At 67.6% G+C, this 26,059-nt stretch carries 26 protein-coding genes; 8 read left to right on the plus strand and 18 right to left on the minus strand.

All coding sequences use genetic code 11. The annotated features are described in order from the left end of the window. Nucleotides 1–3 precede the first annotated feature (3 nt). The 4 genes from E6G92_13385 to uvrA form a co-directional block, all read right to left on the minus strand. On the minus strand, nucleotides 4–258 hold the full coding sequence (locus tag E6G92_13385) for a BrnA antitoxin family protein (GenBank protein TMJ17319.1): 255 nt from the start codon (nucleotides 256–258) through the stop codon (nucleotides 4–6). Between the two features lie 109 nt (nucleotides 259–367). Continuing rightward, nucleotides 368–550, minus strand: a complete 183-nt coding sequence (locus E6G92_13390; protein ID TMJ17320.1) for a hypothetical protein — start codon at nucleotides 548–550, stop codon at nucleotides 368–370. Next, nucleotides 525–1,073 carry a hypothetical protein gene (locus E6G92_13395; protein TMJ17321.1) on the minus strand — a complete coding sequence of 183 codons (549 nt, stop codon included), beginning with the start codon at nucleotides 1,071–1,073 and terminating at the stop codon, nucleotides 525–527. Before E6G92_13395 ends, E6G92_13390 begins: the two co-directional genes overlap by 26 nt. Then, nucleotides 1,070–4,237, minus strand: a complete 3,168-nt coding sequence (gene uvrA / locus E6G92_13400) for an excinuclease ABC subunit UvrA (GenBank protein ID TMJ17322.1) — start codon at nucleotides 4,235–4,237, stop codon at nucleotides 1,070–1,072. Before uvrA ends, E6G92_13395 begins: the two co-directional genes overlap by 4 nt. 161 nt (nucleotides 4,238–4,398) lie before the next feature. Here uvrA and E6G92_13405 point away from each other — a divergent pair, with 161 nt between their 5' ends. After that, nucleotides 4,399–5,025, plus strand: a complete 627-nt coding sequence (locus tag E6G92_13405) for a hypothetical protein (protein TMJ17323.1) — start codon at nucleotides 4,399–4,401, stop codon at nucleotides 5,023–5,025. Nucleotides 5,026–5,032: 7 nt separating this feature from the next. On the opposite strand, the gene glpX is transcribed toward E6G92_13405, so the two are convergent. Continuing rightward, nucleotides 5,033–6,019, minus strand: coding sequence for a class II fructose-bisphosphatase (gene glpX, locus E6G92_13410; protein TMJ17324.1), 987 nt, complete (start codon nucleotides 6,017–6,019; stop codon nucleotides 5,033–5,035). Between the two features lie 59 nt (nucleotides 6,020–6,078). On the opposite strand from glpX, the gene E6G92_13415 reads away from it, so the two are divergent. Continuing rightward, the gene (locus E6G92_13415; protein ID TMJ17325.1) at nucleotides 6,079–6,480 is read left to right on the plus strand and encodes a hypothetical protein; all 402 of its coding nucleotides are present in this window, start codon (nucleotides 6,079–6,081) and stop codon (nucleotides 6,478–6,480) included. A gap of 176 nt (nucleotides 6,481–6,656) precedes the next feature. Here the strand turns inward: E6G92_13415 and E6G92_13420 are convergent, their stop codons facing one another. Further along, nucleotides 6,657–7,037 carry a hypothetical protein gene (locus E6G92_13420; protein ID TMJ17326.1) on the minus strand — a complete coding sequence of 127 codons (381 nt, stop codon included), beginning with the start codon at nucleotides 7,035–7,037 and terminating at the stop codon, nucleotides 6,657–6,659. A 135-nt stretch (nucleotides 7,038–7,172) separates the two neighbouring features. Between E6G92_13420 and phaC the strand changes: the two genes are divergently transcribed. From phaC to clpS, 3 genes are all read left to right on the plus strand, one after another. Continuing rightward, complete coding sequence (phaC, locus tag E6G92_13425) at nucleotides 7,173–8,969, plus strand: class I poly(R)-hydroxyalkanoic acid synthase (GenBank protein ID TMJ17327.1); 1,797 nt, start codon at nucleotides 7,173–7,175, stop codon at nucleotides 8,967–8,969. A 222-nt stretch (nucleotides 8,970–9,191) separates the two neighbouring features. Then, nucleotides 9,192–9,989 (plus strand): phasin family protein, encoded by a 798-nt coding sequence (locus E6G92_13430; GenBank protein ID TMJ17328.1) that lies wholly within the window; start codon nucleotides 9,192–9,194, stop codon nucleotides 9,987–9,989. Between the two features lie 129 nt (nucleotides 9,990–10,118). Further along, nucleotides 10,119–10,472 (plus strand): ATP-dependent Clp protease adapter ClpS, encoded by a 354-nt coding sequence (clpS, locus tag E6G92_13435; protein TMJ17329.1) that lies wholly within the window; start codon nucleotides 10,119–10,121, stop codon nucleotides 10,470–10,472. Between the two features lie 99 nt (nucleotides 10,473–10,571). Here clpS and E6G92_13440 read toward each other — a convergent pair whose 3' ends face one another. Then, nucleotides 10,572–11,303 carry a Crp/Fnr family transcriptional regulator gene (locus tag E6G92_13440; protein ID TMJ17330.1) on the minus strand — a complete coding sequence of 244 codons (732 nt, stop codon included), beginning with the start codon at nucleotides 11,301–11,303 and terminating at the stop codon, nucleotides 10,572–10,574. A gap of 157 nt (nucleotides 11,304–11,460) precedes the next feature. On the opposite strand from E6G92_13440, the gene murA reads away from it, so the two are divergent. Further along, on the plus strand, nucleotides 11,461–12,744 hold the full coding sequence (gene murA / locus E6G92_13445) for a UDP-N-acetylglucosamine 1-carboxyvinyltransferase (protein TMJ17331.1): 1,284 nt from the start codon (nucleotides 11,461–11,463) through the stop codon (nucleotides 12,742–12,744). A 146-nt stretch (nucleotides 12,745–12,890) separates the two neighbouring features. On the opposite strand, the gene E6G92_13450 is transcribed toward murA, so the two are convergent. The 4 genes from E6G92_13450 to E6G92_13465 form a co-directional block, all read right to left on the minus strand. Further along, complete coding sequence (locus tag E6G92_13450; protein ID TMJ17332.1) at nucleotides 12,891–13,583, minus strand: GNAT family N-acetyltransferase; 693 nt, start codon at nucleotides 13,581–13,583, stop codon at nucleotides 12,891–12,893. A 205-nt stretch (nucleotides 13,584–13,788) separates the two neighbouring features. Continuing rightward, the gene (locus E6G92_13455; protein ID TMJ17610.1) at nucleotides 13,789–14,991 is read right to left on the minus strand and encodes a DUF445 domain-containing protein; all 1,203 of its coding nucleotides are present in this window, start codon (nucleotides 14,989–14,991) and stop codon (nucleotides 13,789–13,791) included. A 523-nt stretch (nucleotides 14,992–15,514) separates the two neighbouring features. Beyond that, nucleotides 15,515–18,595, minus strand: a complete 3,081-nt coding sequence (locus E6G92_13460; protein TMJ17333.1) for an efflux RND transporter permease subunit — start codon at nucleotides 18,593–18,595, stop codon at nucleotides 15,515–15,517. A 37-nt stretch (nucleotides 18,596–18,632) separates the two neighbouring features. Continuing rightward, complete coding sequence (locus E6G92_13465) at nucleotides 18,633–19,829, minus strand: efflux RND transporter periplasmic adaptor subunit (GenBank protein TMJ17611.1); 1,197 nt, start codon at nucleotides 19,827–19,829, stop codon at nucleotides 18,633–18,635. Between the two features lie 242 nt (nucleotides 19,830–20,071). On the opposite strand from E6G92_13465, the gene E6G92_13470 reads away from it, so the two are divergent. Continuing rightward, the gene (locus tag E6G92_13470) at nucleotides 20,072–20,341 is read left to right on the plus strand and encodes a GlsB/YeaQ/YmgE family stress response membrane protein (GenBank protein TMJ17334.1); all 270 of its coding nucleotides are present in this window, start codon (nucleotides 20,072–20,074) and stop codon (nucleotides 20,339–20,341) included. A 64-nt stretch (nucleotides 20,342–20,405) separates the two neighbouring features. Here E6G92_13470 and E6G92_13475 read toward each other — a convergent pair whose 3' ends face one another. From E6G92_13475 to E6G92_13485, 3 genes are all read right to left on the minus strand, one after another. Next, nucleotides 20,406–20,669 carry a GlsB/YeaQ/YmgE family stress response membrane protein gene (locus E6G92_13475; GenBank protein ID TMJ17335.1) on the minus strand — a complete coding sequence of 88 codons (264 nt, stop codon included), beginning with the start codon at nucleotides 20,667–20,669 and terminating at the stop codon, nucleotides 20,406–20,408. 158 nt (nucleotides 20,670–20,827) lie between these two features. Beyond that, the gene (locus E6G92_13480) at nucleotides 20,828–21,127 is read right to left on the minus strand and encodes a DUF1153 domain-containing protein (GenBank protein TMJ17336.1); all 300 of its coding nucleotides are present in this window, start codon (nucleotides 21,125–21,127) and stop codon (nucleotides 20,828–20,830) included. Nucleotides 21,128–21,246: 119 nt separating this feature from the next. Continuing rightward, nucleotides 21,247–21,519 (minus strand): hypothetical protein, encoded by a 273-nt coding sequence (locus E6G92_13485; GenBank protein ID TMJ17337.1) that lies wholly within the window; start codon nucleotides 21,517–21,519, stop codon nucleotides 21,247–21,249. A gap of 90 nt (nucleotides 21,520–21,609) precedes the next feature. On the opposite strand from E6G92_13485, the gene mnmA reads away from it, so the two are divergent. Next, nucleotides 21,610–22,716, plus strand: coding sequence for a tRNA 2-thiouridine(34) synthase MnmA (mnmA, locus tag E6G92_13490; GenBank protein TMJ17338.1), 1,107 nt, complete (start codon nucleotides 21,610–21,612; stop codon nucleotides 22,714–22,716). Between the two features lie 239 nt (nucleotides 22,717–22,955). Here mnmA and E6G92_13495 read toward each other — a convergent pair whose 3' ends face one another. From E6G92_13495 to E6G92_13510, 4 genes are read right to left on the minus strand one after another with little or no spacing between them, the layout of a single operon-like run. Beyond that, nucleotides 22,956–23,477: a hypothetical protein gene (locus tag E6G92_13495; protein ID TMJ17339.1), complete on the minus strand. Its 522-nt coding sequence runs from the start codon at nucleotides 23,475–23,477 to the stop codon at nucleotides 22,956–22,958. A 2-nt stretch (nucleotides 23,478–23,479) separates the two neighbouring features. Continuing rightward, nucleotides 23,480–24,049 (minus strand): demethoxyubiquinone hydroxylase family protein, encoded by a 570-nt coding sequence (locus E6G92_13500; GenBank protein ID TMJ17340.1) that lies wholly within the window; start codon nucleotides 24,047–24,049, stop codon nucleotides 23,480–23,482. Beyond that, nucleotides 24,016–24,495 (minus strand): disulfide bond formation protein B, encoded by a 480-nt coding sequence (locus tag E6G92_13505; GenBank protein ID TMJ17341.1) that lies wholly within the window; start codon nucleotides 24,493–24,495, stop codon nucleotides 24,016–24,018. Before E6G92_13505 ends, E6G92_13500 begins: the two co-directional genes overlap by 34 nt. A gap of 2 nt (nucleotides 24,496–24,497) precedes the next feature. After that, a complete protein-coding gene (locus E6G92_13510) occupies nucleotides 24,498–25,850 on the minus strand; it encodes a S41 family peptidase (protein ID TMJ17612.1) in 1,353 nt (450 codons plus the stop codon). Between the last annotated feature and the right edge of the window lie 209 nt (nucleotides 25,851–26,059).

The raw sequence follows: 26,059 nt of genomic DNA on the forward strand, positions 1-26,059 counted from the left end.
CGCTCACAGTCCCGCCGCCTTCCTCAGCGCCTCGTTGAGCCGCGATTGCCAGCCCGGGCCGCCGGCGCGGAAATGGTCGATTACGGCCTGGTCGAGGCGGAGCGAGACGAGGCGCTTGGCGGAGCCGGGCGGGCGGCCGCGGCGGATGATCTTGTCGCCGAGGCGGATTTCGGCGCGCTCGAACCAATCGTCGTCCATCTCCGGCGCGTCATCCGGATCCACCCATTTCCTTTCCGTATCGCCCTTGCTCTTTTCCATTCGCCTTCCTCATGGAAATGATGTGCGGTCGTCGCCGCGCGCGCGGACCCTGCGGCCCTTCGACGCGGGCTTCGTCAGGCTCAGGATGGTCGGCAGAACAAGGGCACTCTTACCACTTCCCGCCCGCATCCTCGATCGCCTTCAACAGCGCGCGCTTGCTCGCCGTTCGGCGCTTGCCGCTGTTGCGGGGGAGTTCGGTGATTCCGGTCTCGGCGCGGCGGCGGTCGATGTCCGCGACGAACTCCGCCAGCGGGACGGCCTTGGGCTTAGCCCTGGAGGTCTGAGACGCCATAGTCGCCTGCGCTTTCATGCCTGATCCGTGCTTCCATATAGCCGAGATCGGCTTCGGCATGAAGGATGAAGAGGCGGCGGGCCTGTTCGAGCATGTCCGGCGCGGTGCCGGACGCGTATTGGCCCATTCGGTCGGCGATCATGTCCTCGACCGAGATCACCGCCGCCTCGCCGTCTTCGCCGAGGTCGATCAGGCGGACCCGATCGCGCTCGGCCATGCCGTCCAGCAGCGAGCCTGAGACCACCTCGAAGCCGAGCTTCAGATCGCGGTGAATCCAGCCGCGCGTCGCCGCGCCCGGGCCCGACGGCTTGATGAAGCCGAGGCGGCGCAGCTCCTCCTCGAACTCCTCCTGCCGGCCGGTGACGATGTCGAAATCACCGGTGGCGATGGCGCTGTTCGAATAGATTTCCACCGCCGCGCCGCCGACCAGCACCGGGGCGAGAAAGCCCCGCGCCTTCATCGCCTCGCTCGCCCGGCCGAACAGGCGCAACGCCTCTTCGAATTCCGGGCGATAGGCGCTCATTCCGCCGGCTCTCGCTCGCGGACCCTGCGGCCCTTCGACGCGGGCTTCGGCAGGCTCAGCCCTTGCTCAGGGTGAGCGATTTTGGATTTGGCCAGCGTCTCCTTGAGATACTGGCCGGTGTAGGACCGCGGCTCCTTCGCCACGTCCTCCGGCGTCCCCTCCGCGACGATCTCGCCGCCCTTGTCGCCGCCCTCGGGGCCGAGGTCGATGATCCAGTCCGCCGTCTTGATGACCTCGAGGTTGTGCTCGATGACGACGACGCTGTTGCCCTGCTCGACCAGCGCATGGAGCACCTCCAGCAATTTCCTCACGTCCTCGAAGTGCAACCCGGTGGTCGGCTCGTCGAGGATGTAGAGCGTCTGCCCAGTCGCGCGCCGGCTCAGCTCCTTGGCGAGCTTCACGCGCTGGGCTTCGCCGCCGCTCAGGGTCGTCGCCTGCTGGCCGACCTTGATGTAGCCCAAGCCGACCTCCTCCAGCATGCGCATCTTGTCGCGTATCGGGGGGACGGCCTTGAACAATTCGGCAGCGCTTTCGACCGTCATGTCGAGCACGTCGGCGATGCTGTGGCCCTTGAACTTCACCTCCAGGGTCTCGCGATTGTAGCGCGCGCCGTGGCAGACGTCGCAGGTGACGTAGACGTCGGGCAGGAAGTGCATCTCGATCTTGATCAGGCCGTCGCCCGAGCAGGCCTCGCAGCGGCCGCCCTTGACGTTGAAGCTGAAGCGCCCCGGTTTATACCCGCGCGCCTGGCTCTCGGGGAGCCCGGCGAACCAGTCGCGGATCTGGGTGAAGGCGCCGGTATAGGTCGCGGGGTTCGAGCGCGGCGTGCGGCCGATCGGCGACTGATCGATGTCGATCACCTTGTCGAGATATTCGAGCCCGGCGATCTTTTCGTGCCGGCCGGCGGCGATGCGGGCGCCGTTCAGGTGTCGGGCCGCGGCGGCGTAGAGCGTGTCGATGGTGAAGCTCGACTTGCCCGAGCCGGAGACCCCGGTGACGCAGGTGAACGTGCCGAGCGGGATCGACGCGGTGACGTTCTTGAGATTGTTGGCGGTGGCGCCCTTGAGCGTCAGCTTCCTGCCGGTGCCCTTGCGGCGCCTGGCGGGAATCGGGACCGAGCGGCGGCCGCTGAGATAATCGGCGGTAAGGCTCGTCTCGCACCTCAGGATCTCTTCGTAGGTGCCGTGGCAGACGACGTCGCCGCCATGGACTCCGGCGCCGGGGCCCATGTCGATGACGTAATCGGCGGTTCGGATCGCGTCCTCGTCATGCTCGACGACGATCACCGTGTTGCCGAGGTCGCGCAGGCGCCGGAGGGTGACGAGCAGGCGGTCGTTGTCGCGCTGGTGGAGGCCGATCGAGGGCTCGTCGAGCACGTAGAGCACGCCCGACAGGCCGGAGCCGATCTGGCTGGCGAGGCGGATTCGCTGGCTCTCGCCGCCGGAGAGCGTGCCCGAGGTGCGGTTGAGATCGAGATAGTCGAGGCCGACATTGTTGAGGAAGCCGAGCCGCTCGTTGATCTCCTTGAGGATGGCGCGGGCGATCTCGTTCTGGGTCGGCGTGAGCTTTTCGTGAAGGGTTTCGAACCAGGCGAGGGCGTGGCGGACGGAGCGGGCGGTGGCTTGCGAAATATGCTCGCCGGCGATCTTCACCGCCAGCGGCTCGGGACGCAGGCGCGCGCCGTGGCAGATTTCGCACGGGGCGGCGGACTGGTATTTGCTGAGCTCCTCGCGCATCCACGCGCTCTCGGTCTGGAGCATCCGGCGGTTGAGATTGCCGATGACGCCGTCGAAGGCCTTCCTGACCTCGTAGGACTTGCGGCCGTCGACGAAGCGCAAGGTGACCGGGCGGCCCTTGGTGCCGTTCAGGATGATGTCGTGGATCTCGGGGCCGAGGTCCTGCCACGGCGTTTCCAGCTCGAAGCCGAATTCGCGGGCGAGGCTGCCCAGCACCTGCATGTAATAGGGGCTGGGCGGGTTGGACTTCGCCCACGGGACGATCGCGCCCTTCTTGATGCTCAGCGCCTCGTTGGGGACGATCAGCTCGGGATCGAACAATTGCTTCTCGCCGAGGCCGTCGCAGCCCGGGCAGGCGCCCTGCGGGGCGTTGAAGCTGAACAGGCGCGGCTCGATCTCGGCGATGGTGAAGCCGGAGACCGGGCAGGCGAATTTTTCCGAGAAGGTGATCCGGCCGGGGGGGGCGTTGTCCTGGAGGACGGCGCGCTCGTGCGCCTCCTGCAGGGCGGCGGCGACGCCGGTGCGGGCGGTGGAGATGTCGGTGTCTGCCGATTCGATGGCGCTCGCGTTCGGCCCTTCCGCCCCGACCCCTCCACCATGCTGCGCATGGTCCCCCTCCCCGTTCCGGGGAGGATTTGCGGCGCCGCGAATTCCATATTCCTCCCCGGAACGGGGAGGGGGACCGCCGGCGGAGCCGGTGGTGGTGGGGCCGTCCGCCGGGTCGAGATAGACGAGGCCGTCGGCGAGCTTCAGGGCCTGCTCGAGGCTGTCGGCGAGCCGGGTCTCGATCCCTTCGCGGACGACCAGCCGGTCGACCACCACCTCGATGTCGTGCTTGTATTTCTTGTCGAGCGTGGGGGCTTCCTCGATCTCATAGAATTGGCCGTCGATGCGCACGCGGGTGAAGCCGGCCTTCTGCCACTCGGCAAGCTCCTTGCGATACTCGCCCTTGCGGCCGCGGACGACCGGGGCGAGCAGGAAGAGCCGCGTGCCCTCGGGCAGCGCCATCACCCGGTCGACCATCTGGCTGACCGTTTGGGCGGCGATGGGAAGGCCGGTGGCGGGCGAATAGGGAATTCCGACGCGGGCCCATAAGAGCCGCATGTAATCGTAGATCTCGGTGACCGTGGCGACCGTCGATCGCGGATTCCGGGACGTCGTCTTCTGCTCGATCGAGATCGCCGGGGAGAGCCCCTCGATATGATCGACGTCGGGCTTTTGCATCATCTCGAGGAACTGGCGCGCATAGGCGCTCAGGCTCTCGACGTAGCGCCGCTGCCCCTCGGCATAGATGGTGTCGAAGGCCAGCGAGCTCTTGCCCGAGCCGCTGAGGCCGGTGATCACCGTCAGAGTCTCGCGCGGGATATCGACGTCGATATCCTTGAGATTGTGCTCGCGAGCGCCGCGGACGGAAAGGTGAGTCAGCATCGGATAGCCGTTCCAGATTTGTTCTTGTCGTTAAAGAGGGACGCGCGACACGTCAACGCGGCTCGGCCGATGTGGTGGCATGGCGCGGCCGAGGCAAGGGGTGACCGGGCGCGGCGGATCGGTTAGGCTTTTTGCGGTTCGGGGAAATAAAGGGAGCGATCATGCGGGCTTGGCATCTCCTGGCGGGCGCCGCGGTGCTCGCCGCTCCCGCCTCGGCGGCGCAGTACGAGGCGCTGACCAATCCGCCCGATCCGGCCGCGCAGCGCGACGAGATGATCGCGCTTTACGACGAGATCTGCCTGAGGGCATTCCCCGACGACGCCGCGGCGACGCGCGCCGCGGCCCGGCACAATCCGCGGCCATTGTCAGCCGAGGAGGTGCACCGTTTCCTCCACGACGACCCCGGATTCGGCTGGGCGATCAGCGGGCGGACTGGGCGCTTCGACGTGACGATCGAGCAATCGCCGCCTTATCACACCTGCGCAATACGGACGATGACCGCCGCCGGCTTCGCCGACCTCGGCCCCTACCAAAGGCTGGCGCAGGAATACGAGCGGGACAGGAACTTCCAGCGCATCACCCCGATGGACCGGGACATTCCCGGCAACATTCACGTCATCGGCGGCGGCGAACGGCTGGACGCCCCGGACGGCGTCAGCAGCGAATCCCTGCTGGTCGCGATCACCCGCGCTTCGGACGCCCTGCGCGCCCGCGGCAGCACGGCGATCGAGGTCCGCTTCGCGCACCAGTACGTCGCTCAGCAGAGACCGGCGCCTCCCGCCAAATGATGCGCCCCTAGCGCCCGCCGGGCTCGTGGTCCGGGCGGTGCTCGCCCCTCACCCAGCGCACGGTGCCGGTCGAGGCGCGCATCACCACGCTCTCTGTCGTCACCTTGTCCTTCCGCCGCTGGACGCCTTCGAGAAGGCTGCCGTTGGTGACTCCGGTGGCGGCGAAGATGACGTCGCCCTTGGCGAGGTCGTTGAGGTGGTAGATCCGGTTGAGATCCTCGACGCCCCATTTGGCCGCCCGGCCGCGCTCGTCGTCGTTGCGGAACAGCAGCCGGCCCTGGAACTGGCCGCCGACGCAGCGCAGGGCGGCGGCGGCGAGCACGCCCTCGGGCGCGCCGCCCGAGCCCATGTAGAGGTCGATGCCGGTGTCGGGATCGGTGACGGCGATAACCCCGGCGACGTCGCCGTCCGGGATCAGCTGGATTCCGCAGCCGAGCGCGCGAAGCTCGGCGATCAATTTCTCGTGGCGCGGGCGATCGAGCACGCAGATGATGAGCTCGGCCGGTTCGACGCCCTTGGCGGCGGCCACCGCGCGGACATTCTCGGTCGGGCTCTTCGCGAGGTCGATCACGCCGTCCGGATAGCCCGGCCCAACGGCGATCTTGTCCATGTAGACGTCGGGCGCGTTCAGGAGGCAGCCCTGCTCGGCGATGGCCAGGACGGCCAGGGCGTTGGCGCCGGCCTTGGCGGTGATCGTCGTTCCCTCGAGCGGATCGAGCGCGATGTCGATGCGTGGGCCCGAGCCCTGGGCCGCCCCCACCTTCTCGCCGATGAACAGCATCGGCGCCTCGTCGCGCTCGCCCTCGCCGATCACCACGGTGCCGTCGAATTCGAGCTGGTTCAGAGCGTCGCGCATCGCCTCGACGGCGGCGGCGTCGGCGGCTTTCTCGTCGCCGCGCCCGATCAGCTTCGACGCGGCGACCGCCGCCGCCTCGGTGACCCGGACCATTTCGAGCACCAGCACGCGATCGAGAACCTGGCTTGCATTGACCATATTGCGTGTCATCCTCTCGGGCCCAACGGGGGCGTTCGATGGGCGGATAGAGAAGCGCCATGACAAAGTCGAGAACGGCCCTGCCCGCTTTTGCAGCCTTGCTCGCGGGATGGTCAGCGCCCTCGTTCGCCGAGCCGCCGGCAGCGACCGCCGAGGAGGTACTGAGCGCCTATCAGGCTGAGGTCGACGCGGTGATGCGCAGCGCCGACAGCGCCAGGCGCTGCCCGCGCAACCCGGGCGGCGAGGACATCGTCGTCTGCGCCCGAAGCGACAATTCCAACATGCGCGTCCCCTACGAGCCCGAGCCCGGAGCGCGGGTCCGGCTGGTCGCCGGCGAGGCGCCGTCGTCGCGCGACGCCCTCGGCGCCGCCGGGTGCTGCGGCGGCGGCGGGGGCCTGGACGTCATCGCCATCGGCCGGACGCTTGGGCGGGGCCTGGACCGGCTGCTTCACCCCTATTGAGGCCGGCCCCGGCTATCGAGATTTCCACCGATGCCCCTCTGTGCGAAAGGAGCCTTCCCCCTTTTCGTCACCCCCGCGAAAGCGGGGGTCCACCTTCCTTCATTTCATAAGTGATTGAAGAAGATGGATTCCCGCTTTCGCGGGAATGACGACCGAGATTGACTGTTGCTACAGCCCTACCGCGCGTAGAGCTGGACGTGGGCGCTGGCGCCGGCGAGCGTCGCGGGATCGTAGGCGATCTCGACGCGCTCGATCCGGCGGCGCGAGCCGATCGTGCTCATCCGGCTGCAGCCGCCGTCGGCGACGCGCTCGCGCACGCGAAGGGTCTGCTGAGTGCCGCCCTCGAAATGAATGGTCGCGTCGTTGAGCCTGATCAGGTGGCCGTCGACGCAGAACATGATCTCGCGGTAGCGCGGGTCGAGGGTGGGCGTCATGCTCGCCGTGCCCGCGCCCGCCTCGGCGGTCGAGGAGCCGACCTGCGCCCAGCCGGACTGGGCGATCGCCGGCGCCGAGGCCGCCGCCAGGACCGCGATCGCGGCCGCCCTCCACTCGATCATCTCGCTTCTCCCGCCAAGGCACTCACCGGCAAGGAGCTAACATGGCTTTTCGAAGGTGCGCAATGGGGCGCGAGAGCGTCGCCCTTCCACGCGGGCCAAGCGTTCTCTAAAGGGACAGCCGCAAGCGAGGACAGCATGGCCGACCAGACGAGCGACGAAGCCCCCGCCGCCCCCTTCCCGACCCCCAGCCTGGAGGACATCCAGCACTGGACCTGGGTGATGGGCCGCGCCCAGCAGCTGATGATGGAGCATCTCGCCGGGCAGATGGGCGAAGCGGCGAAGGCGGCGCCGGATCCCGAGAAGATCGCCGCGTCCTGGCCGGGCATGGGCGCGTGGAGCGCGTTCGGCGATCCTGGCAAGATCATGCAGATGCAGGCGGACCTGTGGAGCGAGGGGCTTTCGATCTGGCAGCGCGCTCTGGGCGGGCCGCACGAGAAGAGCGCGCTCGAGGAGAAAGCCGACAAGGACCACCGCTTCGCCGCCCCCGAATGGCGCGACAACCCGCTCTACGACACGATCCGCCAGACCTATTTGCTGATCTCCGACCGGCTGCTGGGCTCGGTCGACGCGATCGAGGGGGTCGACGACGACACCCGCGACAAGCTGCGCTTTTCGACCCGCGCCTTCGTCGACGCGATGAGCCCGAGCAACTTCGCTCTGACCAACCCGCAGGTGATCGAGCGGGCGATGGAGACCCGGGGCGAGAGCCTGCTCAAGGGGCTCGAACATATGCTCAGCGATTTGGGCAAGGGCCAGCTCAGCCATGTCGACGCGGGCGCGTTCGAGGTCGGGCGGAACATCGCTGCGACTCCGGGCAAGGTCGTGCTCCAGACGAAGATGTTCCAGCTGATCCAGTACGCGCCGACCACCGAGAAGGTGCTTGCCGTCCCGCTGGTCATCTTCCCCCCCTGGATCAACCGCTTCTACATCCTCGATTTGAACCCCAAGAAGAGCTTCATCCGCTGGGCGGTCGAGCAGGGGCTGACGGTGTTCGTCGTCTCGTGGAAGTCGGCCGACGAGAGCCTGAAGGACGTGACGGTCGACGATTACGTGCTTGCGGAGCTCGAGGCGATCGACGCCGTTCGCGAGACCCTGGGCGTCGAGGCGGTGCACGCGATCGGCTATTGCGTGGCGGGGACGATGCTCGCCGCGGCGCTGGCGCTGCTCGCGGCGCGGGGCGAGGCGGACAAGGTCGCCAGCGCCACCTTCTTCACCGCCCAGGTCGATTTCACGGAAGCGGGCGACCTCAAATTGTTCACCGGCGACGAGCAGATGGAGCTGATGCGCCAGCTCGCCGCCGACAAGGGCTATCTCGACGGGCGCTACATGGCGGCGACCTTCAACCTGTTGAGGGGCCGCGACCTGATCTGGAACTACGTCACCTCGAATTACCTGCTCGGCGAGGATTATCCGCAGTTCGATTTGCTCTTCTGGAACGGCGACACGACCAATTTGCCGGCCAAGTGGCACCAGGCCTATCTGACGCAATTCTACCGCGAGAACCGGCTCGTCCAGCCCGGCGGGATCACCATCGACGGCACGGCGATCGACCTGAGGAAGGTGGAGACTCCGACCTACGTCCAGACCGGCCGCGAGGACCATATCGCGCCGCCGCAGAGCGTGTGGAAGATCACCCATCACTTCTCCGGGCCGCTGCGCTTCGTGCTTGCGGGCTCGGGCCACATCGCCGGCGTGGTCAACCCGCCCGAGGCGCAGAAATACCAATATTGGACCAACGAGAAGAAGGCCGACAGCCTCGCCGACTTCATCGCCGGCGCGACCGAGACCAAGGGCAGCTGGTGGCCCGATTGGATCGGGTGGATCCGCGAGCAATCGGGGGAGGAAGTCCCGGCGACCGGCGCGCGCGTTCCGGGCAAGGGCAAGCTCAAGGCGATCGAGGACGCGCCGGGGAGCTATGTGAAGGCGCGGTAGAGTCATCCTGCCCCCCCGGTCGAAAAACCACGTCGTCATTGCGAGCGTAGCGAAGCAATCCAGCGCGGCCAATGAGGCCCGCTGGATTGCCGCGTCGCTACGCTCCTCGCAACGACGGCTCACCTAAACGCCTTCTCCGATGCAATGTTGCACCGCACAAAAAGTGCTTGAAATCCATTTCCGCAACCCCTATTTGCTGCACCGCACCATTAGGAGTTTACCGTGGCCGACACCGTTGAAAAGAACCTGACCGACGCCGCTGTTGCGGTTGCGAAGACCGAAGCCGCCGCTCTGAAGAGCGCCGAGGCCGCCTTCGCTCAGGCGAGCGAAGCCGTCGTCGCGCCGGTCAAGGCCGAGGCCGCCCCCGCCGCCAAGGCGCCGGCCAAGGCCGCTCCGGCCAAGCCCGTTGCCCGCAAGGCGACCAAGGCGAAGAAGTCGCCGGCCCGCAAGCCGGCCAAGCAGGCCGCCGCCAAGCGCGCGGCCCCGATTGCCAAAACCACCATCACCAAAGCGCCGGCCCGCGCCGCCGCGAAGACCGTCAAGACAGGAGCGAAAGTCATGAACACCCAGACCAAGAAGGCCGCCGAGACCGGCAAGATCGCCGCCGAGCAGTTCACCGCCGTCATCGGCGACGTCAACGCCCGTGCCAAGGTCGCCGCCGAGAAGACCGCCAAGATCGTCGAGGAATTCGCCGATCTGGGCCGCGGCAACGTCGAGGCGCTCGTCGCCTCCTCGAAGATCGCCGCCAAGGGCGTCGAGAATCTGAGCCAGGGCGCCGCCGAATATGGCCGCAAGAGCTTCGAGGACGCTTCGGCGGCCCTGAAGAGCTTCGCCGAGGTGAAGTCGGCCACCGACTTCTTCCGCCTGCAGGGCGAGTTCGCGCGCAACGCGTTCGACTCCGCGGTCGCCGAGAGCGCCCGCCTGTCGGAGACCGTCCTGAAGCTCGCCGGCGACGTCGCCGAGCCGATCAACAGCCGCTACGCCGTGGCGGCTGAGCGCGTGAAGACCCTCGCCGCGTAACTGCTGAGACTTCAAGCGATGAAGGAGGGCGGCCGCTCCCCGTTGGGGCGGCCGCCCTTTTTTGCGCCCGAATGGGACGCCGGAGGCCTTGCGGCTGAATGGCACGTTGCCATATTTATGGCGTTGAACATGGCTATGCACCGCGACATCTTTTCGGCTGGCGACGACGACCAGGGCATCGACGAGGGCACCGGCACCGGCGTCGCGACCAAGACGCGCACGCGCACCAAGACGCCCTCGCCCTACAAGGTGCTGATGCTCAACGACGATTACACGCCGATGGAGTTCGTCGTCCTCGTCCTGCAGAGCTTCTTCAAGATGGGGATCGAGGACGCGACCCGGGTGATGCTCCACGTCCACCAGCGCGGGGTCGGCGTGTGCGGGATCTTCCCCTACGAGGTGGCGGAGACCAAGGTCTCCCAGGTGATCGACTTCGCCCGCCAGAACCAGCACCCGCTTCAGTGTACGCTGGAGAAGGCTTAGCTCAGGCCGTCATTGCGAGCGTAGCGAAGCAATCCAGTGCGGCTTCCGAGGCCGCTGGATTGCTTCGTCGCTTCGCTCCTCGCAATGACGGAGCGGTCTCTAACGCGCCGCCGGCAGCCAGCCGGTCTCGATCCCCGTGCGGTCGGTGAAGTTCGCCTCCGCGGCCAGGCGCTTCTCGTCGAGCAGGCGGATGCTGGCGCCGCTGCGCTCGATGATCCCGTCCTGGACGAGCGCGCGCATCATCCGGTTGACGTGGACGCTGGTGAGGCCGGTGGCGTCGCCGATTTCCTCCTGGGTCAGCGGAATCAGGATTCCGTCGCCGTCGAGCGCGCCGATGCGCCGCATGCGGGCGAACAATTCGCAGATCAGCGAGCCCACCCTGGCGCGCGCGGAGGTGCGGCCGATCGAGGCCATCCGGTCGGCCATCGACACCCGGTCGGCGGCGGTGAGGCCGAGCAGCAGAGCGCCGATGCGCGGGTGATCGCCGATCAGCGCCGCGAGCTTCTCGCGGCTAAACGGGCAGAGCGTGACGTCGGTCACCGCCGTCACCGTCTCCGGGGAATCGGCGAAGGCGAGCAAGGCAAGGCCGATCAGATCGCCGTGGAAGTGGAAGCGCATGATCTGGCGGCTGCCGTTGCCGAGCAGCGCCGAGCTGTGCAGCCAGCCCTTGCGGACGACGAACATCTCGCGCGGCTTCTCGTTCTCGGCGATGACGACGCTGCCGCGGCGGAAGAAGCGATCCTGCTCCTCCAGCCCGCCGAGCGCTTCGCGCTCGCCTTCCGACAGCTGCACGTAATGGCCGAGCCGCTCGGCGAGGCAGGATCCTCCCAACTTCTCTTGTCCCCCCCGGACGATGCAATCCATTCTCAACTACCCGAGTTTAGAGGGAAAAATTCCGCAATGTGCTGATCGAAATCAAGACCTTCCAATTTGAACCAGCGCGGCCGTCCGCTTGCGCGGGGACGCATAAAGCTTAAACCGGCGCGCCATGGACAAGATCATCATCAGGGGCGGCAGGCCGCTCAACGGCCGAATCCCGATTTCGGGTGCAAAGAACGCGGCCCTGACCCTGATGCCCTGCGCGCTGCTGACCGACGAGCCGCTGACGCTGAGGAACCTGCCGCGCCTCGCCGACGTCGACAGCTTCGGCCACCTGCTCAACGAGCTCGGAGTCTCGACCGCGGTCGAGGGGTCGCGCAAGGGCGACATCGGCCGGGTGATGACCTTCCGCGCCGCCAACGTCACGTCGACGGTCGCGCCCTACGACATCGTGCGCAAGATGCGCGCCTCGATCCTCGTGCTCGGCCCGCTGCTCGCGCGCACCGGCGAGGCGACGGTCTCGCTCCCCGGCGGCTGCGCGATCGGCACCCGCCCGATCGACCTGCACCTCAAGGCGCTGCAGGCGCTCGGCGCCGAGATCGAGGTCGCCGCCGGCTATGTGAAGGCGGTCGCGCCGAAGGGCGGCCTTGCCGGCGGGACCATCTCCTTCCCCTCCGTCTCTGTCGGGGCGACCGAGAATGCGCTGATGGCGGCGGTGCTCGCCAGCGGCACGACGGTGATCGAAAATGCCGCGCGCGAGCCCGAGATCACCGATCTCGCCCAGTGCCTGATCGCGATGGGGGCGGAGATCGAGGGGCTGAAGAGCGACACGCTCACCGTCCACGGCAAGGACCGGCTGCACGGCGCGACCTACGCGGTGATGCCCGACCGGATCGAGGCCGGAAGCTATGCCTGCGCGGCGATGATCACCGGCGGCTCGATCGAGCTGGCCGGAGCGCGCGAGGACACGATGCACGCGATCATCTCCGGCCTCGCCGATTGCGGGGCGATGATCGAGTTCACGAAAAACGGGATCAAGGTCACCGCCGACCGCGGCCTGAGGCCGCTCTCGCTCTCGACCGCCCCCTTCCCGGCCTTCCCGACCGACATGCAGGCGCAATTCATGTCGATGCTGGCGCTCGCCAACGGCACCAGCCTGCTCACCGAGACGATCTTCGAGAACCGCTACATGCACGTGCCCGAGCTGGTGCGGATGGGCGCGGACATCGAGGTGCGCGGGCGATCGGCGGTGGTGCGCGGCGTCGGCGGCCTGACCGGAGCGCCGGTGATGGCCACCGACCTTCGCGCCTCGATGAGCCTGGTCCTCGCCGGCCTCGCCGCCGAAGGCGAGACCGAGGTCAACCGGGTCTACCATCTCGACCGCGGCTACGAGCGGCTCGAGGAGAAGCTCCAGGCGGTCGGCGCCGAGATCGAGCGCGCCAGCGACGGCTGAAAATTCGAGAGCCATCCCGGCGAAAGCCGGGACCCATGAACGCCGATCGTCGAGGAGAGGCGATGCGGGCCGGCCCCTAACTCCCCGTCAGAGTTCATGGATCCCGGCTTTCGCCGGGATGACTTCGTTGGGCAAAGGGCAGCAATTCAGAGCGGCTTGAAGAAGCGGTAGGACGTGCGCTCGTAGCCGAGCTTTTCGTAGAAGGCGTGGGCGCGCAGGCGCTTCTGGTTGGAGGTCACCTCGACCAGGCCGCAGCCCCTGGCGCCGAGCCGCCTTTCGGCTTCGGCGACCAAAGCCGCGCCGATCCCCCGACCCCGCTCGGCCTCGGCCACGACCATCATCGAGATCCGCCCGACCGGCTTCGGCCGGTGGAGCACGTTCATCACGCTGATGCTGAGGATTCCGACGATTCCGCCTTTGTCGGCGACGAGCGCCTCGACGCTGCGCAGGCGCTTGCGCACCTCGGCCGCCGTCACCTCGTAGCCCAGAGCGGCGATCAGCGCGGCCAGCGCCTCGGCGTCCCCGGGCTTCGCGTCGCGCAGGACCAGCTTCGGCTCGGGCCTGGGCTTTGGCTCGGCCTTGGGCCTCGGCGCGCTCTTCGCCGTTCCGACCGAGCTCTTCCAGGTCGCCGCCGCGTTGCCGCGCAGGAAGGCGGCGATCTCCTCCGGCGTGGCGGTCAGCCCCTTCTTGCCGAACCCGAATATCTCGCGCCCGCTCTTCGAGTCCTTGAGGCCGAAGCGCCCGTAATCGCCCTTCCCGGGCGTCCGCAGGCGCGATTTGACCAGCTTGCAGCCGCGATTGGCGGCCAGTTCGCTCAGGGCTTCGTCGCTCTCGTTCATTTTTCCTTCCGGCCGAGGAAGTGCTCGACCTCGGCCAAAGTGGCGGTCACGCCGCGATTGCCGAAGCCGAAGGCCTCAGCGCCGGTCCTGGCGTGCTAGAGCCCATATTTGCCGTAATCGCTCTTGCCGACAACGCGGCCCTGCCCCTTGACCAGCAGATAGCCGTGGCGCGCGGCGATCTCGCGCAGCTTGTCCGCGCCGAGGCTCACGTCAGCACCTCGATCGTGTGGATGGCGAGGCCGACGAGACCGCCGACCAACGTGCCGTTGATCCGGATATATTGCAGGTCGCGCCCGACCGCGCCTTCGAGCCGGTCCGAGATCGTTCGCGCGTCCCAGCGGCGGACGGTGTCCGAGACCAGCCGCACGATTCCGTCGCCATAATCGGCGGCGATTCCGACCGCTGCGCGGCGGGCGAAGCGGTTGAGGCCGTGGCGCACGCGCGGGTCGTTCTCGAGCGTCGCGCCGAGCTGGCGGAGCAGATCGCCGACCTGGCCCTCGAGCGCGCCCTGGGGATCGCGCAAGCGGGCGATGACCCGGCCGCGAAGCCGCTCCCACACGCCGAGCCACCATTGCTCGACCGCCGGATTGTCGAGGATTCCGGATTTTAGCGCGTGGATCCGCTCGCGCATGGCCGGATCGTGGCGAAGCCGATCGGCGAGGTCGCGCATCGAGTCCTCGATCTTCACGCGAAGCGGGTGGCGCGGATCCATGGCGAGCTCGCTCAAGAGCCGGTTGATCGCGTCGATGATCTTGTCGGAGATGGTGGCGTCGAGCCCGGTCCAGCGAAGGATCGATCCCGAGCGTTCGTGAACCATGCGCCGGACGATATCCTCGTTCGAATCGACCAGCCGGGCGACGAAGACCACCGCCTCGTCGAGCAGGGGGATGTGGCGGTCCTCGGCGATCGCCGCGTCGAGCGCTTCGCCGATCAACGGGGCGGCGTCGTAGGCGCGCAGCCGATCGGCGAGCGCGCCCTTGACCATCGTCCCGAAGCGCTCCGGATCGAGCGCCTCGAACATCCGCTCGAGCATTCGCGCGGCGCCGCGCCACAGGCGCCCCTGCTGCGGCGGCTCGGCGAGGAATCGGCCGGCGGCCCCGGCCAGGTCCAGCCGCTGCATACGCCGGGCGACGACCGAGGGGGTGAGGAAATTGTCCTTGAGGAACTGGGCCAGCGTATCGCCGATGCGGTCCTTGTTGCGGGGCACGATCGCCGTGTGCGGGATGGGCAGGCCGAGCGGGTGGCGAAACAGGGCCGTGACCGCGAACCAGTCGGCGATTCCGCCGACCAGCCCGGCCTCGGCGAAGGCGCGGACGAAGCCCCAGACGGGGTGGAGGTGATCGAGCCGGGTGGCGGCGATGAAGATCGCGGCCATTCCGGCGAGCATGCCCGTCGCCAGCGCCCGCATTCCGCGCGCGCTCTGTTGGGCGGGAGCGCGGCGGGAGCGCGGATACAGGCTCATGCCTGACTCAATAGCGCTTGATGGATCAAGGTCCAACCGTGATCCAGCCGGCTTCGCTCGGGAACGTCTCGTGCGCGACGTCAAAGGAATTCAGGATGGAGATCAGACTTGTTCATATGTCAAAAATCATACACCACGACGAGGCGCCTATCGCGTCTATCAGGAGGGGAATATGGTAATCCATGAACTCGCAGTTGCGTTTGCGGTGGCCGCTGCCGTCAGCGGAGCCAATACTGAACCGACCGCAATGCGGCCAACGGGCTACTCCTGCGATCAGGAGTGCCATCCTGCCGACCCCTTTTGCAGGGCGTATCAGAATCTGTTCTGTCCACCCAAGATTCCTGACGGATTCTCGGGTTCAACATCAGCGCCTGCCGTCAAGCACGAAGATTAGGTGAGCGACACAGTGCCGAGCAATTCGCTCGGCACTGACCTCCCGCCGACCGCCTCTTCGTTCGCGGTGATCCGTTCACTCCGCCGCCTGCGGGGCGCGATCGGGGCCGTGATCGGAATCGCCGCGATAGGTGATGATCCGGCGGAACTTCGGCACCAGCCACTTCTCGAAACCGTCGGCGAGGCTGAAGGCGGGCGGCACCAGCACCAGCGTCAGCAGCGTCGAGAGCAGCAGGCCGCCGATCACCACCACCGCCATCGGCGCGCGCCAGCTGGCGTCGCCCTCCAGGCTCAGCGCGGTCGGCACCATGCCGGCGACCATCGCCATCGTCGTCATCACGATCGGCTGGGCGCGCTTGTGGCCGGCGTCGATGATCGCCTCCTCCTTCGGAACGCCCTTCTCCATCTCCTCGATGGTGAAATCGAGCAGCAGGATCGAGTTCTTGGCGACGATCCCGAACAGCATCAGGATTCCGATGAACACCGGCATCGACACGGCATGGCCGGCGATCAGCAAGCCGATCAGCCCGCCCAGCGGGGCGAGCAGAAGCGAGCCCATGTTCACGAACGGGGCCATCAGCTTCTTGTAGAGCAGCACCAGCACCGCGAAGACCAGGAAGATGCCGGAGATCAGCGCGCCCATGAATTCGGTGAGCAACTGCGCCTCCTCGCGCTGCTGGCCCGAGCGCGCGCGCTCCACCCCTTCGGGCAGGTTCTGCATGATCGGAAGCTGAGCGGTGATCGCATCCCTGTCGACGACGCCTTCGGCGAGGTCGGCGCCGACCATGATTCGGCGCTGCTGGTTGATGCGCTGGATCACCGATGGCCCGGCCCCGAAGCTGATGTCGGCGACCACCTTCAGCGGGACGGAGCCGCCGGCCGTCGTCGGCACCGGCATGTTTTCGATCGTCGAGAGGTTGCGCCGGGCGCTTTCGTTGAGCACGACCCGGATCGGTACCTGACGGTCGCTGAGCGAGAAGCGCGCGCTCGACTGGTCGATCTCGCCCTGGGTGGCGACGCGGATCGCTTGGCTCATCGCCTGGGTGGTCACCCCCATGTCGGCCATCAACGCGAGGCGCGGGCGGATGGTGATTTCGGGCCGCCTCAGATCGCCGGCGATTCGCGGAGCGCGAAGCTCTGGCCGGTGGCGCATCTGCTCGACGAGGGTCAAAGCGGCGCGCTGCAACTTCTCGGGGTCGGCGCTGGCGAGCAGGATCGAATAGTCGCGGCCGCCGGCCTGGTTCTGGTTGCGGAAATAGACTCGCGCGTCGGCGATGTGCTGGAGCTGCGGCCCGACCTGGCGCTGGAATTCGGTGCTGGTGCGGTCGCGTCCTTCGCCCCGGTCCTTCAGCGAGACGAAGAGAGTCGAGTTGCCCGCGCGCACCGATTCGAAGACCGAAGCGACGTCGGGTTGGCGGTGCATCACGGCGGCGGCCTGGTCGGCGATGGCGCGGGTCTGGTCGAGAGTGACCCCCGGCGGCATCTCGACGACGACCTGGACTCCGTCATCGTCCGTGTCGGGCTGGAAGGCCTTGGGCAATATCATGAAGCAGCCGATCTGAAGGGCGAAGCAGACGACGCCGACGAGCACCGTCTTCCAGCGGTTCCGGAGCGTCCAGCGCAGAAGGCCGATATAGCGGTCCATCAGCCAGCCCTCGCCATGCTTGGCGTGGCCCTTGGCCTTCAGGAAATAGGCGGCGATCATCGGTGTGATCATGCGGGCGACGGCGAGGCTGATCAGAACGGTGACGACGATGGTCAGCCCGAAGCTGATGAAGAACTGGCCGATGATCCCGCTCATCATCGAGACGGGCAGGAACACGGCGACGATGGAAAAGGTGGTCGCAACCACCGGCAGGCCGATCTCGTCGGCCGCGTCGATCGACGCCTGATAGGCCGATTTCCCCATGCGCATGTGCCGGACGATATTTTCGATCTCCACGATCGCATCGTCGACCAGCACGCCCGCCACCAGGCTCAGCGAGAGCAGGGTGACCATGTTGAGCGAGAAACCGAGCAGGCCCATGAACCAGAAGGCCGGGATCGCCGAGAGCGGGATGGCGATCGCCGAGATCAGGGTGGCGCGCCAGTCGCGAAGGAAGAGAAAGACGACGACGACCGCCAGAAACGCGCCTTCGACGAGCGCCCGCATCGAGCTGTGATACTGCATCTCGATATACTTCACCGGGGTGAAGAGCAGGCTGTAGCGGACTCGCGGATCCTCGCGCTGCATCTTGTCCATCTCGTCCCGGACGGCGTGATAGACGGTGACGTCCGAATAGCCCTTGGCCTTCTGGATCTGGAAGCTGACCACCTGGCGGCCGTTCTGGATTCCGTAGGAGGTCTGCTCGGCCCATTGATCGCGGACGTTGGCGATCGAGTTGAGGCGGATCGTCCGTCCCCCGCCGACGGAGATCTGGGTTTCGCCGAGCTGGTGGGCAGTGATCGCATTGCCCATCACTCGGACCGACTGCTCGGTGCCGGCGATCTCCGCGCGCCCGCCCGGCGCGTTCATGTTGATCGCGCGAAGCTGCTGGTTGATCTGCGAGGCGGTGACGCCCTGCGCCTGCATCCGCACCGGATCGAGCTCGACCCGGACCTCGCGGTTGACGCCGCCGTTGCGGCTGACGATCGAGACGCCCTCGATGCTCATCAGGCGGCGGTTGAGCGTGTCGTCGATATACCAGGAGAGCTGCTCGACGGTCATCGCCGTGCTCTCGGCCGAGAAATAGCCGATCGGCTCGGCGGTGAAATCCTCGCGCGCCACCTGGGGCTCGAGAATGCCGTCCGGCAGGTCGCTGCGGATTCGCGCGATAGCGTCGCGCACGTCGGAGACGGCGCGGTCGATCGGGGTTCCGATCTCGAACTGAATCCCGGTCGCGCTGTTTCCTTCGCGGATCGAGGATTGGATCTCGGTAACGCCATTGATTCCGCGCACCGCCGCTTCGACCCGGCGGGTAATCTGGATTTCCAGCTCGGACGGCGCCGCGCCCGGCTGGCTGATGAACACGGACACCGCCGGGGATTCGATGTTCGGGTTGAGGTTCACCTCCATCCTGCTGAACGCCAGCAAGCCCATCGCCAGCAGGAAGCTGAACAGGACGAGCGGGATGACCGGGTTGCGGATCGCCCAGGCGGAGATGTTGCGAAAACCCATGACTTAACCTCTCAGAGCGGCGTTCCGCATCCCGATATTATCGCGCCGCGACGCGCGCCCGCTCCGGGCGGACTCGCTCGCCCGGATTGAGGAAAGCGCCCGCGGAAGCGACCACGCGCTCATTGCCGTTCAGCCCCTGGGCCACCGCCACTCCGCGATCGGTGACCGAGCCGATGCGGACCGCGCGGCGCTGCACTTTGTTGTCCGGACCGACGACCATCACGAAGGTGCCGGCATCGTCGGTCAGCACCGCGGATTCGGGAAGCAGCGGCGCGCTGACCGATCCGGCGCGGATCTCGGCCTGGGCGAAGCCGCCCGGACGGACGTCGCGGCTGTAGGGGACGAGGATTCGGACGATGCCCTGGCGGGTCTGCGGATCGATGATCGGCTCGATCAGGCGGACCTGCCCCTGATAGGAGGTGGGCGAGCCGACCGGGGTCACCGTCACCGGAACGCCGGGCGAAAGCAGAGCGAGATCGGTCTGCGGCAAGCGGGCGAACAACTCCATCTGGCCGCCCTCGGCGATCCGGAACAGGGCCGGCGAGCCGGCGCCGACGACCTGGCCGACCTCGACCGATCGGCTGAGCACCAGGCCGGAGGTCGGCGCTCGAACGTCGAGCTGGCCGATCTGGGCGCGGGTGGCGCCGAGCTGCGCCTGGGCGACGCGCACGCGCGCGGCTGCCGCGTCGCGCGTGGCGCGCTTCTGGTCGAGGTCCGCCTGGCTGACGAAGCCGCGGCCGACGAGCGACTGGGCGCGGGTGAGTTGGTTCTCGGCGAGCCTCAAATCGGCGCGGGCGACCTCGATCGAGGCGGCGAGCTGCGCCGCCTGCTGCGACTGGACGGAGCGGTCGATCACGGCGAGCGTCTGGCCGGCGCGGACCCACTGGCCCGGCTCGACCAGCACGCTGCGCACCTGGCCGCCCTGGCCGGGGACTCCGACGGGCATGTCGCGGCGCGCTGCGAGCGTGCCGGTGGCCGAGATGAGCGCGGGGATGTCCTGCCGGCCGGGGACGATCACCGTCACCGCCGGAAGCTGCTCGCCCTGCTTGCCCTTGGGCGCCTCGGCCTGCTCGCCGCCGCGGGCGAACATGAAGAGAGCGACAAGGAGCACCAAAGCGACTGCCACGATCGCAATGATGATCCGCTTGCGGCGGCGCCGGCGGGCCAGCGTCTCCTCGTCGACGACGACCTCGTCGATCGCGTCGCGGCTCCACTTCGTCGATTCGTAGTTCATCGCTTCCATCGTCCCCAACTCAGGCAGCACGGCCCGCAGCCGCTCATCGCAGCGGCTGTATTAGCCGAATAGATCACCTGGAACAAGCCTTAATAAGCAAGTGCCTTAGCGTCCCCCGCGCCCGGCCCCCGCAAGCGCGGGCCTTACTACGGTTTTTACGGCTTTACCAACGCAGATTGGTAGACCAATGCAGGTTTCGGGCGCGATTTCCCCGCGTCCGGCGAAGTAAAAGGGAGAGCGCGATGTCTCAATATCTTGCCGACCACGGGTGGCTGGGATGGATCCTGATCGGCCTCATTGCCGGGCTCATCGCCAAGGCGATCATGCCGGGGAGGGATCCGGCCGGGTGTCTGGTGACGATCGCGCTCGGCATCGGCGGCGCGCTGCTCGCCGGTTTCCTCGGGCAGCAGCTCGGCTGGTATCGCCCGGGCGAGGGCGCCGGGTTCATCGCCGCCATCGTCGGCGCGCTGGTCCTTCTGTTCGTCTACCGGCTGTTCGCCGGGCGGCGCTGATCGCTGCACGAGGAAAGGGCCGCCCCGGCTGGGACGGCCCTTCCCTCGCAACCGCCGATGCGGATCAGCGCAGGCTGCCGCGGCGGAACAGGTTCACGATCGCCAGGAGAACCACGGCTCCGACCAGCGAGACCAGGAACGAGGTGACCGACGGCATCCCGCCGTCGGTGTTGATCGTGCCGCCGGAGAAGATCAGGCCGCCGATGAAGGCGCCGACGATTCCGACCACGATGTTGAGCAGGAGCCCCTGCTGAGCGTCGGTGCGCATGATGAGGCTGGCGAGCCAGCCCACGATGCCGCCAATGACCAACCAGATAATGATACCCATGAGTGTCTCCCTCCTGCTTCGAAACAGCCGCCGACGTTACAGCAGCGATCCGAACCTAAGACGCGCCACCGGCGCGCTTGTTCCTGCCGCGGTCATCGCGGCGGCAAAGCATAGACGATTTCGGAGGCAGAACGAAGCCGGGCGTGGCCCGGCTCCCCTCAATAGCTTTGCTGGCGCTCGTAGAGCGTCTTGTAGTGCTGGATTCGGGTGACCCTGAGGCCGGGCATTCCCGAGCGGTCGACCGCGCGCTGCCAGCCGGCGAACTCCTCGAGGCTGAGACCGTAGCGCTCGCACGCCTCGTCGACGCTGAGCAGGCCGCCGTTGACCGCGGACACGACCTCGGCCTTGCGGCGCACCACCCAGCGGGTGGTCGTCGGATCCGGCAGCGATTCGATGGTCAGCGGCTCGCCGAGCGGGCCGATCACCTGAGCGGGGCGGATTTTCTGGTTCTCGATCATTCCTACCTCAGGACTGCACGCGCTTCGGGCTGGGTCGGTGCCGTCCGCATAACTTGATCTACAGCAAGAGCGTTGAAGGAAGGCTAAAACGCCAAGGTAAATTTCCCCGTGACCTTTCTTTACGGGAGATTGAGACGCCGTCTCACCGCGGTACGGTTGAAACAGCCGCGCTGGGCGTCCGCCGCCTCGCGCCATTGCTCGCCTGCGAGAACGATTTCGCCGAGCGGCTCGGCCGGTCCTTCGGAATGCGCCGCCGCCCGCGCCTGCGCCTGCGCGGCAGCGGATGCGGCGGCCTCGGCGGCGAGGCTTGCGGTAAGCATCGAATAGTCCAGCCGCGCGGCCTGTTGCCGGCCGAGCAGGCGCCGTGCGCGCAGCTGAAAGGATTCGTCCATGGCCGAGTCTCTAGGCGAAGAATCTGAATCCCCGGTAAAACGTGGCCCGGGCTGGGCGATCCGGCCCGAAACGCCTATCTAGCGCGCGTCATGAATGCGGATTTCCAGCTGGCCCGGCCCGCGAAGGGCGCCCGGATCGTCGTCGCCATGTCGGGCGGGGTCGACTCCTCGGTCGTGGCGGCGCTCGCGTCGCGTAGCGGGGCCGAGGTGATCGGGGTGACGCTCCAGCTCTACGATCATGGCCAGGCGGTGGGGCGATCGAGGACCTGCTGCGCCGGGCAGGACATCTACGACGCCAAGACGGTCGCCGACCGGCTCGGCATCGCCCATTACGTGTTCGACTATGAGAGCCGCTTCAGGGAGAGCGTGATCGAGCGCTTCGCCGACGAATATGCGCGCGGGCGAACGCCGATCCCGTGCATCGCCTGCAACCAGGGGGTGAAGTTCACCGATCTGCTCGCCTTGGCCCGCGATCTCGACGCGGACTGCCTCGCCACCGGCCATTATGTCCGCCGCTGCGTTGGGCCGAACGGTGCCGAGCTTCACCGCGCCGCCGATCCAGCGCGCGACCAGAGCTATTTCCTGTTCGCCACCACCCGCGAGCAGCTCGAATTCCTTCGCTTCCCGCTCGGGGACATGCCGAAGAGCGCGGTGCGGGAAATCGCGCGCGAGCTTGCCCTCGTGGTGGCCGACAAGCCCGACAGCCAGGACATCTGCTTTGTGCCGGACGGCGATTATGCGCGGGTGGTGAAGAAGGTCCGTCCCGAGGCCGCGGTTCCCGGAGAGATCGTCGACCGCGACGGACGGACATTGGGACTCCACCAGGGCCTCATCCATTTCACCGTCGGCCAGCGCCGCGGCCTGGAGATCGGCGGGCAGGCCGAGCCGCTCTACGTCTTGCGGCTCGAGCCCGAGAGCGGCCGGGTGGTGGTCGGCCCCAAGCGCGCGCTGGCGGTCAGCGCGGCGCGGCTCGGCGCGGTCAACTGGCTGGGCGAGCGGCAAGGGGGCGGCCTCACCGCAAAGGTGCGCTCGCTGGCCCGGCCGGTCGCGGCGCGCTTCGACGGCGAATCGGTGCGCTTCGATCAACCCGAATATGGTGTCGCGCCGGGCCAGGCGGCGGTTCTCTATGAGGGAGACCGGCTGCTCGGCGGCGGCTGGATCGACGAGACGGTTCCGGCGCAGCTGGAGCTCGCCTAGGTTCCGGATTCAATTGGCTTGCTGACTGAGCGAGCAAAGATCATCCCGGCGAAGGGGCACCCCGCACAGTACTTCTTTGCGGGGACCCCGAAGGCCGGGACCCATGAACTCGGCGTTCGGTGGAAACACGCAAGTCTGCGCCTCTTCGGGACCCAAAGTGTTCATAGGTCCCGGCCTTCGCCGGGATGATTCCTTTGAATTCCCCCCTCCAACGGTGGACTTGAGATTAAGTCCGGACCCTAATTGGGCGGCGGCGTCTGGCCGCGCTCGTCTTCTTCTTCTTCCTGGGTGGCGGCGCGCAGGCGGGCCTCGCGCTCGGCGCGGGCCTCCTCGACCATCCGGGTCCAGTTGACGTCGGTGCCGGTCGCCCTGCGCTCGGCCCGGGCGAGGTTGATCATCTGGCTGAGGCAGCCGGTGAAACCGCCCGCGCCGGCGGTGGAGCAGCTGTCCGTGCCGCTGCGGCCGACATATTGCAGCTCCATGGCGCGCCCGGCCCAGGACCGGCTCGCGGGCTCGTTGGGATTGTCGCGCAGGTTCGGCGGGATCCGGTAGCGATCCGAATCCGGCAGGCGCGCGCAGACGGTGATCTCTTCGTTGGTGCTCGCCGGGCAGGGATCGTCGCCATAGACGATCACCTGGTTCACGCGAGGATCGGCTGACGGGGCGGCGGCTTCGGCGCCCGGCACGGCCACGCCGGGCTGCTGCGCCAGGGCGGAACCCGGAGCCGCGGCGAGGGCGAGAGCAAACAAGGTGACGCGCATCTTCAAATCCTCTTCGAAAGTTCGATCGCCATACGACATCCCGCCCTGATCGCCGAATACAATAAGGGATAACCCAGGCTGGTTTCCGCGCCGGCGGCGATCGCGGTGTCGCGATGCTCGCGCTCGTCGGCACGGAAGCGCTCGATCGTCGCGGCGAGCGGCGGATCGTCCTCGCCGAGCGCGGCCAGCTGCTCGGTATAATGAGCGTCGATCTCGTCCTCGATCGCGGCGGTGCAGGCCATCGCCGCCGCCGGGCTGATCAAGGCGGTCGCCGCGCCCAGCGCGTGGCCGGTGGCGGACCATAAGGGCTGGAGCAGGGTCGGGCGCACACCGCGCGCCGCGAGGAGGTCGTCGAAATGGCTGAGGTGCTGCTGCTCCTGCGCCGCCATGCCGGCGATGGCGGGCGAGCATTTGTGCCGCCCCCCGAGCACCGCGAGCTGGCCGGCATAGATGCGGGTCGCGCCATATTCGCCGGCCTGGTCGACGCGAAGCATCGACGGCACGTCGGCGCGCGCGTCGCCGGGGCGCCAGGCGGGCGCTAGGCTTTGCGGGGCCTGGCGAGTGTCAGCCATAGGATCAACAACGCGGAAGACAGCGAAAGGATCGCATTCCATCCGGCCATCGAGATGCCGAGGAAGGACCATTGGATTTCGTCGCAGCGGATCATCGGCGCGGCGAACACCGCCTTCAGCAAATCCTCCGCCGAGCCGCCCGCGCCGGTCGACGTGCACTGGGTGAAGCCTTCGAAATACCCCAGCTCGACGCCGGCATGGTAGAAGGCGATCGCCCCGCTGGTTGCGATGGCCAAAGCCGCGAGCACCAGTGCCCGCTCGCGCTCAGGCCCCGCCATAAACGCCAAGGCGGCAAAGGGAAGCGCCGCGATATGCGCGTAGCGCTGCCACCAGCACATCTCGCAGGGATAAAGGCCGCCCCAATATTGCGAGCCGAACGCGCCGGCCAGCAGCCCCAGCGGGACCAGCAGCGCGACAAGCCTGGCTAGTCCAAGGCGACTGTTCACTCCTAGCGGCTGCCGCTGCGCCGCGCGCCGGACGCCGCGATCTGCGGGGCGGGCTGGACCCGCGCGAGCCGCGAGATCGTCTGCAGCGCATAATGGAGCTGGAAATCGGTGATCCCGCGCTGGGTGAGCTGCTCGGACGTCAGGGTAAAGCGCGGATCGGGCCGGCCGTCGTCCTGGATCAGGTCCTCCTGGACGCCGATCTCGTTGACGAGGTGGCGGCGCAGGTCCGATTCGCGGACCCTGCTGCGCGAGCGATAGTCGGGATCGGAAATCTGCGGAACGATGATGTCGGGCGTGATTCCGCCCTCCTGCACCGAGCGGCCGGACGGCGTGTAGTAGCGCGCGGTGGTGAGGCGCAGAGCGGTGGTGCCGTTGCCGAGCGGGAGCAGGGTCTGGACCGAGCCCTTGCCGAAGCTGCGCTCGCCCATGACGATCGCGCGGCGATGGTCCTGCAGAGCGCCGGCGACGATTTCCGAGGCCGAGGCGGTGCCGGCATCGACCAGGACGACGATGGGCAGGCCGTGGGCGGCGTCGCCCGGGCGGGCATAATAGCGCTCGATGTCGGTGCGGCGGCGGCCGCGCTGCGACACCACCTCGCCGCGCTCGAGGAACAGATCGGAGAGCCCGACCGCCTGGTCGAGCAGGCCGCCCGGATTGGAGCGAAGGTCGAGCACGTAGCCGAGCGGCGGGTGGCCGAGCTGGCGCTCGATGTCGGCGATGGCGCGCTGGGTCGCCTCGGTCGTCACCCGGCTGAACGTGGTTACGGTGAGGATTCCGACGCCGTCGCGGACTTCGGAGGTGACCGCCGGGATATCGATGATCGCCCGGGTGATGTTCACGTCGAAGGGCCGGTCGCGCCCGGGCCGCACGATCGTCAGCCTCACGCTGGTTCCCGGATTGCCGCGCATCCGCTCGACCGCCTCGTCGAGCGTACCGCCGTAGAACAGCTGCCCATTGATGTGGGTGATGAAGTCGCCCGACTTGAGGCCCGCGCGGTCGGCCGGCGTGCCGCGGGTCGCGGCCATCACCTTCACCGCGCCGTCCTCCATCGTCACGGTCAGGCCGAGCCCGCCGTAATTGCCGTCGGTGGTGGTCATCAGCGCACGATAGCCGCGCTCGTCCATATAAGAGGAGTGCGGATCGAGGCTGTTGAGCATGCCGTCGATCGCGCCGCGGATCAGGGTCGCGTCGTCGACCTGATCCACATATTCGGCCTTCACCCGCTCGAGCACCGACATGAACTGGTCGAGCTCGCGGTAGGAATTGACGTCGGTCTGGGCGAGCGAGGCGGCGGTCGCGGGAATGAAGGCGACGGCGCCGACCAGAGCCAGCGAGCGGACGAAAGTGTTGGCCATCATATGTCCTGACGTGAGGGTCTTTGCGCGGCTTCTACAGCGATTCTAGGCGCCCGCAAAGCAACGGCGCATGAACGGCGCTCCGATTTGAGGCGGAGCGAGGCGCCTGTTCGCACTTGACCCGAGCAGGATCGGGCGGAAGGTGGAGGTCATGCGCTCTCTCATTTTCATACTGCTCGCCTTCGCCGTCCCCGCCCAGGCCCGCCTCT

The organism is Alphaproteobacteria bacterium (assembly GCA_005883305.1).
Taxonomy (GTDB): domain Bacteria; phylum Pseudomonadota; class Alphaproteobacteria; order Sphingomonadales; family Sphingomonadaceae; genus Allosphingosinicella.

What these genes read in the sequence shown, in the direction of transcription:
- E6G92_13385 (TMJ17319.1), bottom strand. Translation starts at nt 258, where the DNA reads ATGGAAAAGAGCAAGGGCGATACGGAAAGGAAATGGGTGGATCCGGAT.
- E6G92_13390 (TMJ17320.1), bottom strand. Translation starts at nt 550, where the DNA reads ATGGCGTCTCAGACCTCCAGGGCTAAGCCCAAGGCCGTCCCGCTGGCG.
- E6G92_13395 (TMJ17321.1), bottom strand. Translation starts at nt 1,073, where the DNA reads ATGAGCGCCTATCGCCCGGAATTCGAAGAGGCGTTGCGCCTGTTCGGC.
- uvrA (TMJ17322.1), bottom strand. Translation starts at nt 4,237, where the DNA reads ATGCTGACTCACCTTTCCGTCCGCGGCGCTCGCGAGCACAATCTCAAG.
- E6G92_13405 (TMJ17323.1), top strand. Translation starts at nt 4,399, where the DNA reads ATGCGGGCTTGGCATCTCCTGGCGGGCGCCGCGGTGCTCGCCGCTCCC.
- glpX (TMJ17324.1), bottom strand. Translation starts at nt 6,019, where the DNA reads ATGGTCAATGCAAGCCAGGTTCTCGATCGCGTGCTGGTGCTCGAAATG.
- E6G92_13415 (TMJ17325.1), top strand. Translation starts at nt 6,079, where the DNA reads ATGACAAAGTCGAGAACGGCCCTGCCCGCTTTTGCAGCCTTGCTCGCG.
- E6G92_13420 (TMJ17326.1), bottom strand. Translation starts at nt 7,037, where the DNA reads ATGATCGAGTGGAGGGCGGCCGCGATCGCGGTCCTGGCGGCGGCCTCG.
- phaC (TMJ17327.1), top strand. Translation starts at nt 7,173, where the DNA reads ATGGCCGACCAGACGAGCGACGAAGCCCCCGCCGCCCCCTTCCCGACC.
- clpS (TMJ17329.1), top strand. Translation starts at nt 10,119, where the DNA reads ATGGCTATGCACCGCGACATCTTTTCGGCTGGCGACGACGACCAGGGC.
- murA (TMJ17331.1), top strand. Translation starts at nt 11,461, where the DNA reads ATGGACAAGATCATCATCAGGGGCGGCAGGCCGCTCAACGGCCGAATC.
- E6G92_13450 (TMJ17332.1), bottom strand. Translation starts at nt 13,583, where the DNA reads ATGAACGAGAGCGACGAAGCCCTGAGCGAACTGGCCGCCAATCGCGGC.
- E6G92_13455 (TMJ17610.1), bottom strand. Translation starts at nt 14,991, where the DNA reads ATGCGGGCGCTGGCGACGGGCATGCTCGCCGGAATGGCCGCGATCTTC.
- E6G92_13460 (TMJ17333.1), bottom strand. Translation starts at nt 18,595, where the DNA reads ATGGGTTTTCGCAACATCTCCGCCTGGGCGATCCGCAACCCGGTCATC.
- E6G92_13465 (TMJ17611.1), bottom strand. Translation starts at nt 19,829, where the DNA reads ATGAACTACGAATCGACGAAGTGGAGCCGCGACGCGATCGACGAGGTC.
- E6G92_13470 (TMJ17334.1), top strand. Translation starts at nt 20,072, where the DNA reads ATGTCTCAATATCTTGCCGACCACGGGTGGCTGGGATGGATCCTGATC.
- E6G92_13475 (TMJ17335.1), bottom strand. Translation starts at nt 20,669, where the DNA reads ATGGGTATCATTATCTGGTTGGTCATTGGCGGCATCGTGGGCTGGCTC.
- E6G92_13480 (TMJ17336.1), bottom strand. Translation starts at nt 21,127, where the DNA reads ATGATCGAGAACCAGAAAATCCGCCCCGCTCAGGTGATCGGCCCGCTC.
- E6G92_13485 (TMJ17337.1), bottom strand. Translation starts at nt 21,519, where the DNA reads ATGGACGAATCCTTTCAGCTGCGCGCACGGCGCCTGCTCGGCCGGCAA.
- mnmA (TMJ17338.1), top strand. Translation starts at nt 21,610, where the DNA reads ATGAATGCGGATTTCCAGCTGGCCCGGCCCGCGAAGGGCGCCCGGATC.
- E6G92_13495 (TMJ17339.1), bottom strand. Translation starts at nt 23,477, where the DNA reads ATGCGCGTCACCTTGTTTGCTCTCGCCCTCGCCGCGGCTCCGGGTTCC.
- E6G92_13500 (TMJ17340.1), bottom strand. Translation starts at nt 24,049, where the DNA reads ATGGCTGACACTCGCCAGGCCCCGCAAAGCCTAGCGCCCGCCTGGCGC.
- E6G92_13510 (TMJ17612.1), bottom strand. Translation starts at nt 25,850, where the DNA reads ATGGCCAACACTTTCGTCCGCTCGCTGGCTCTGGTCGGCGCCGTCGCC.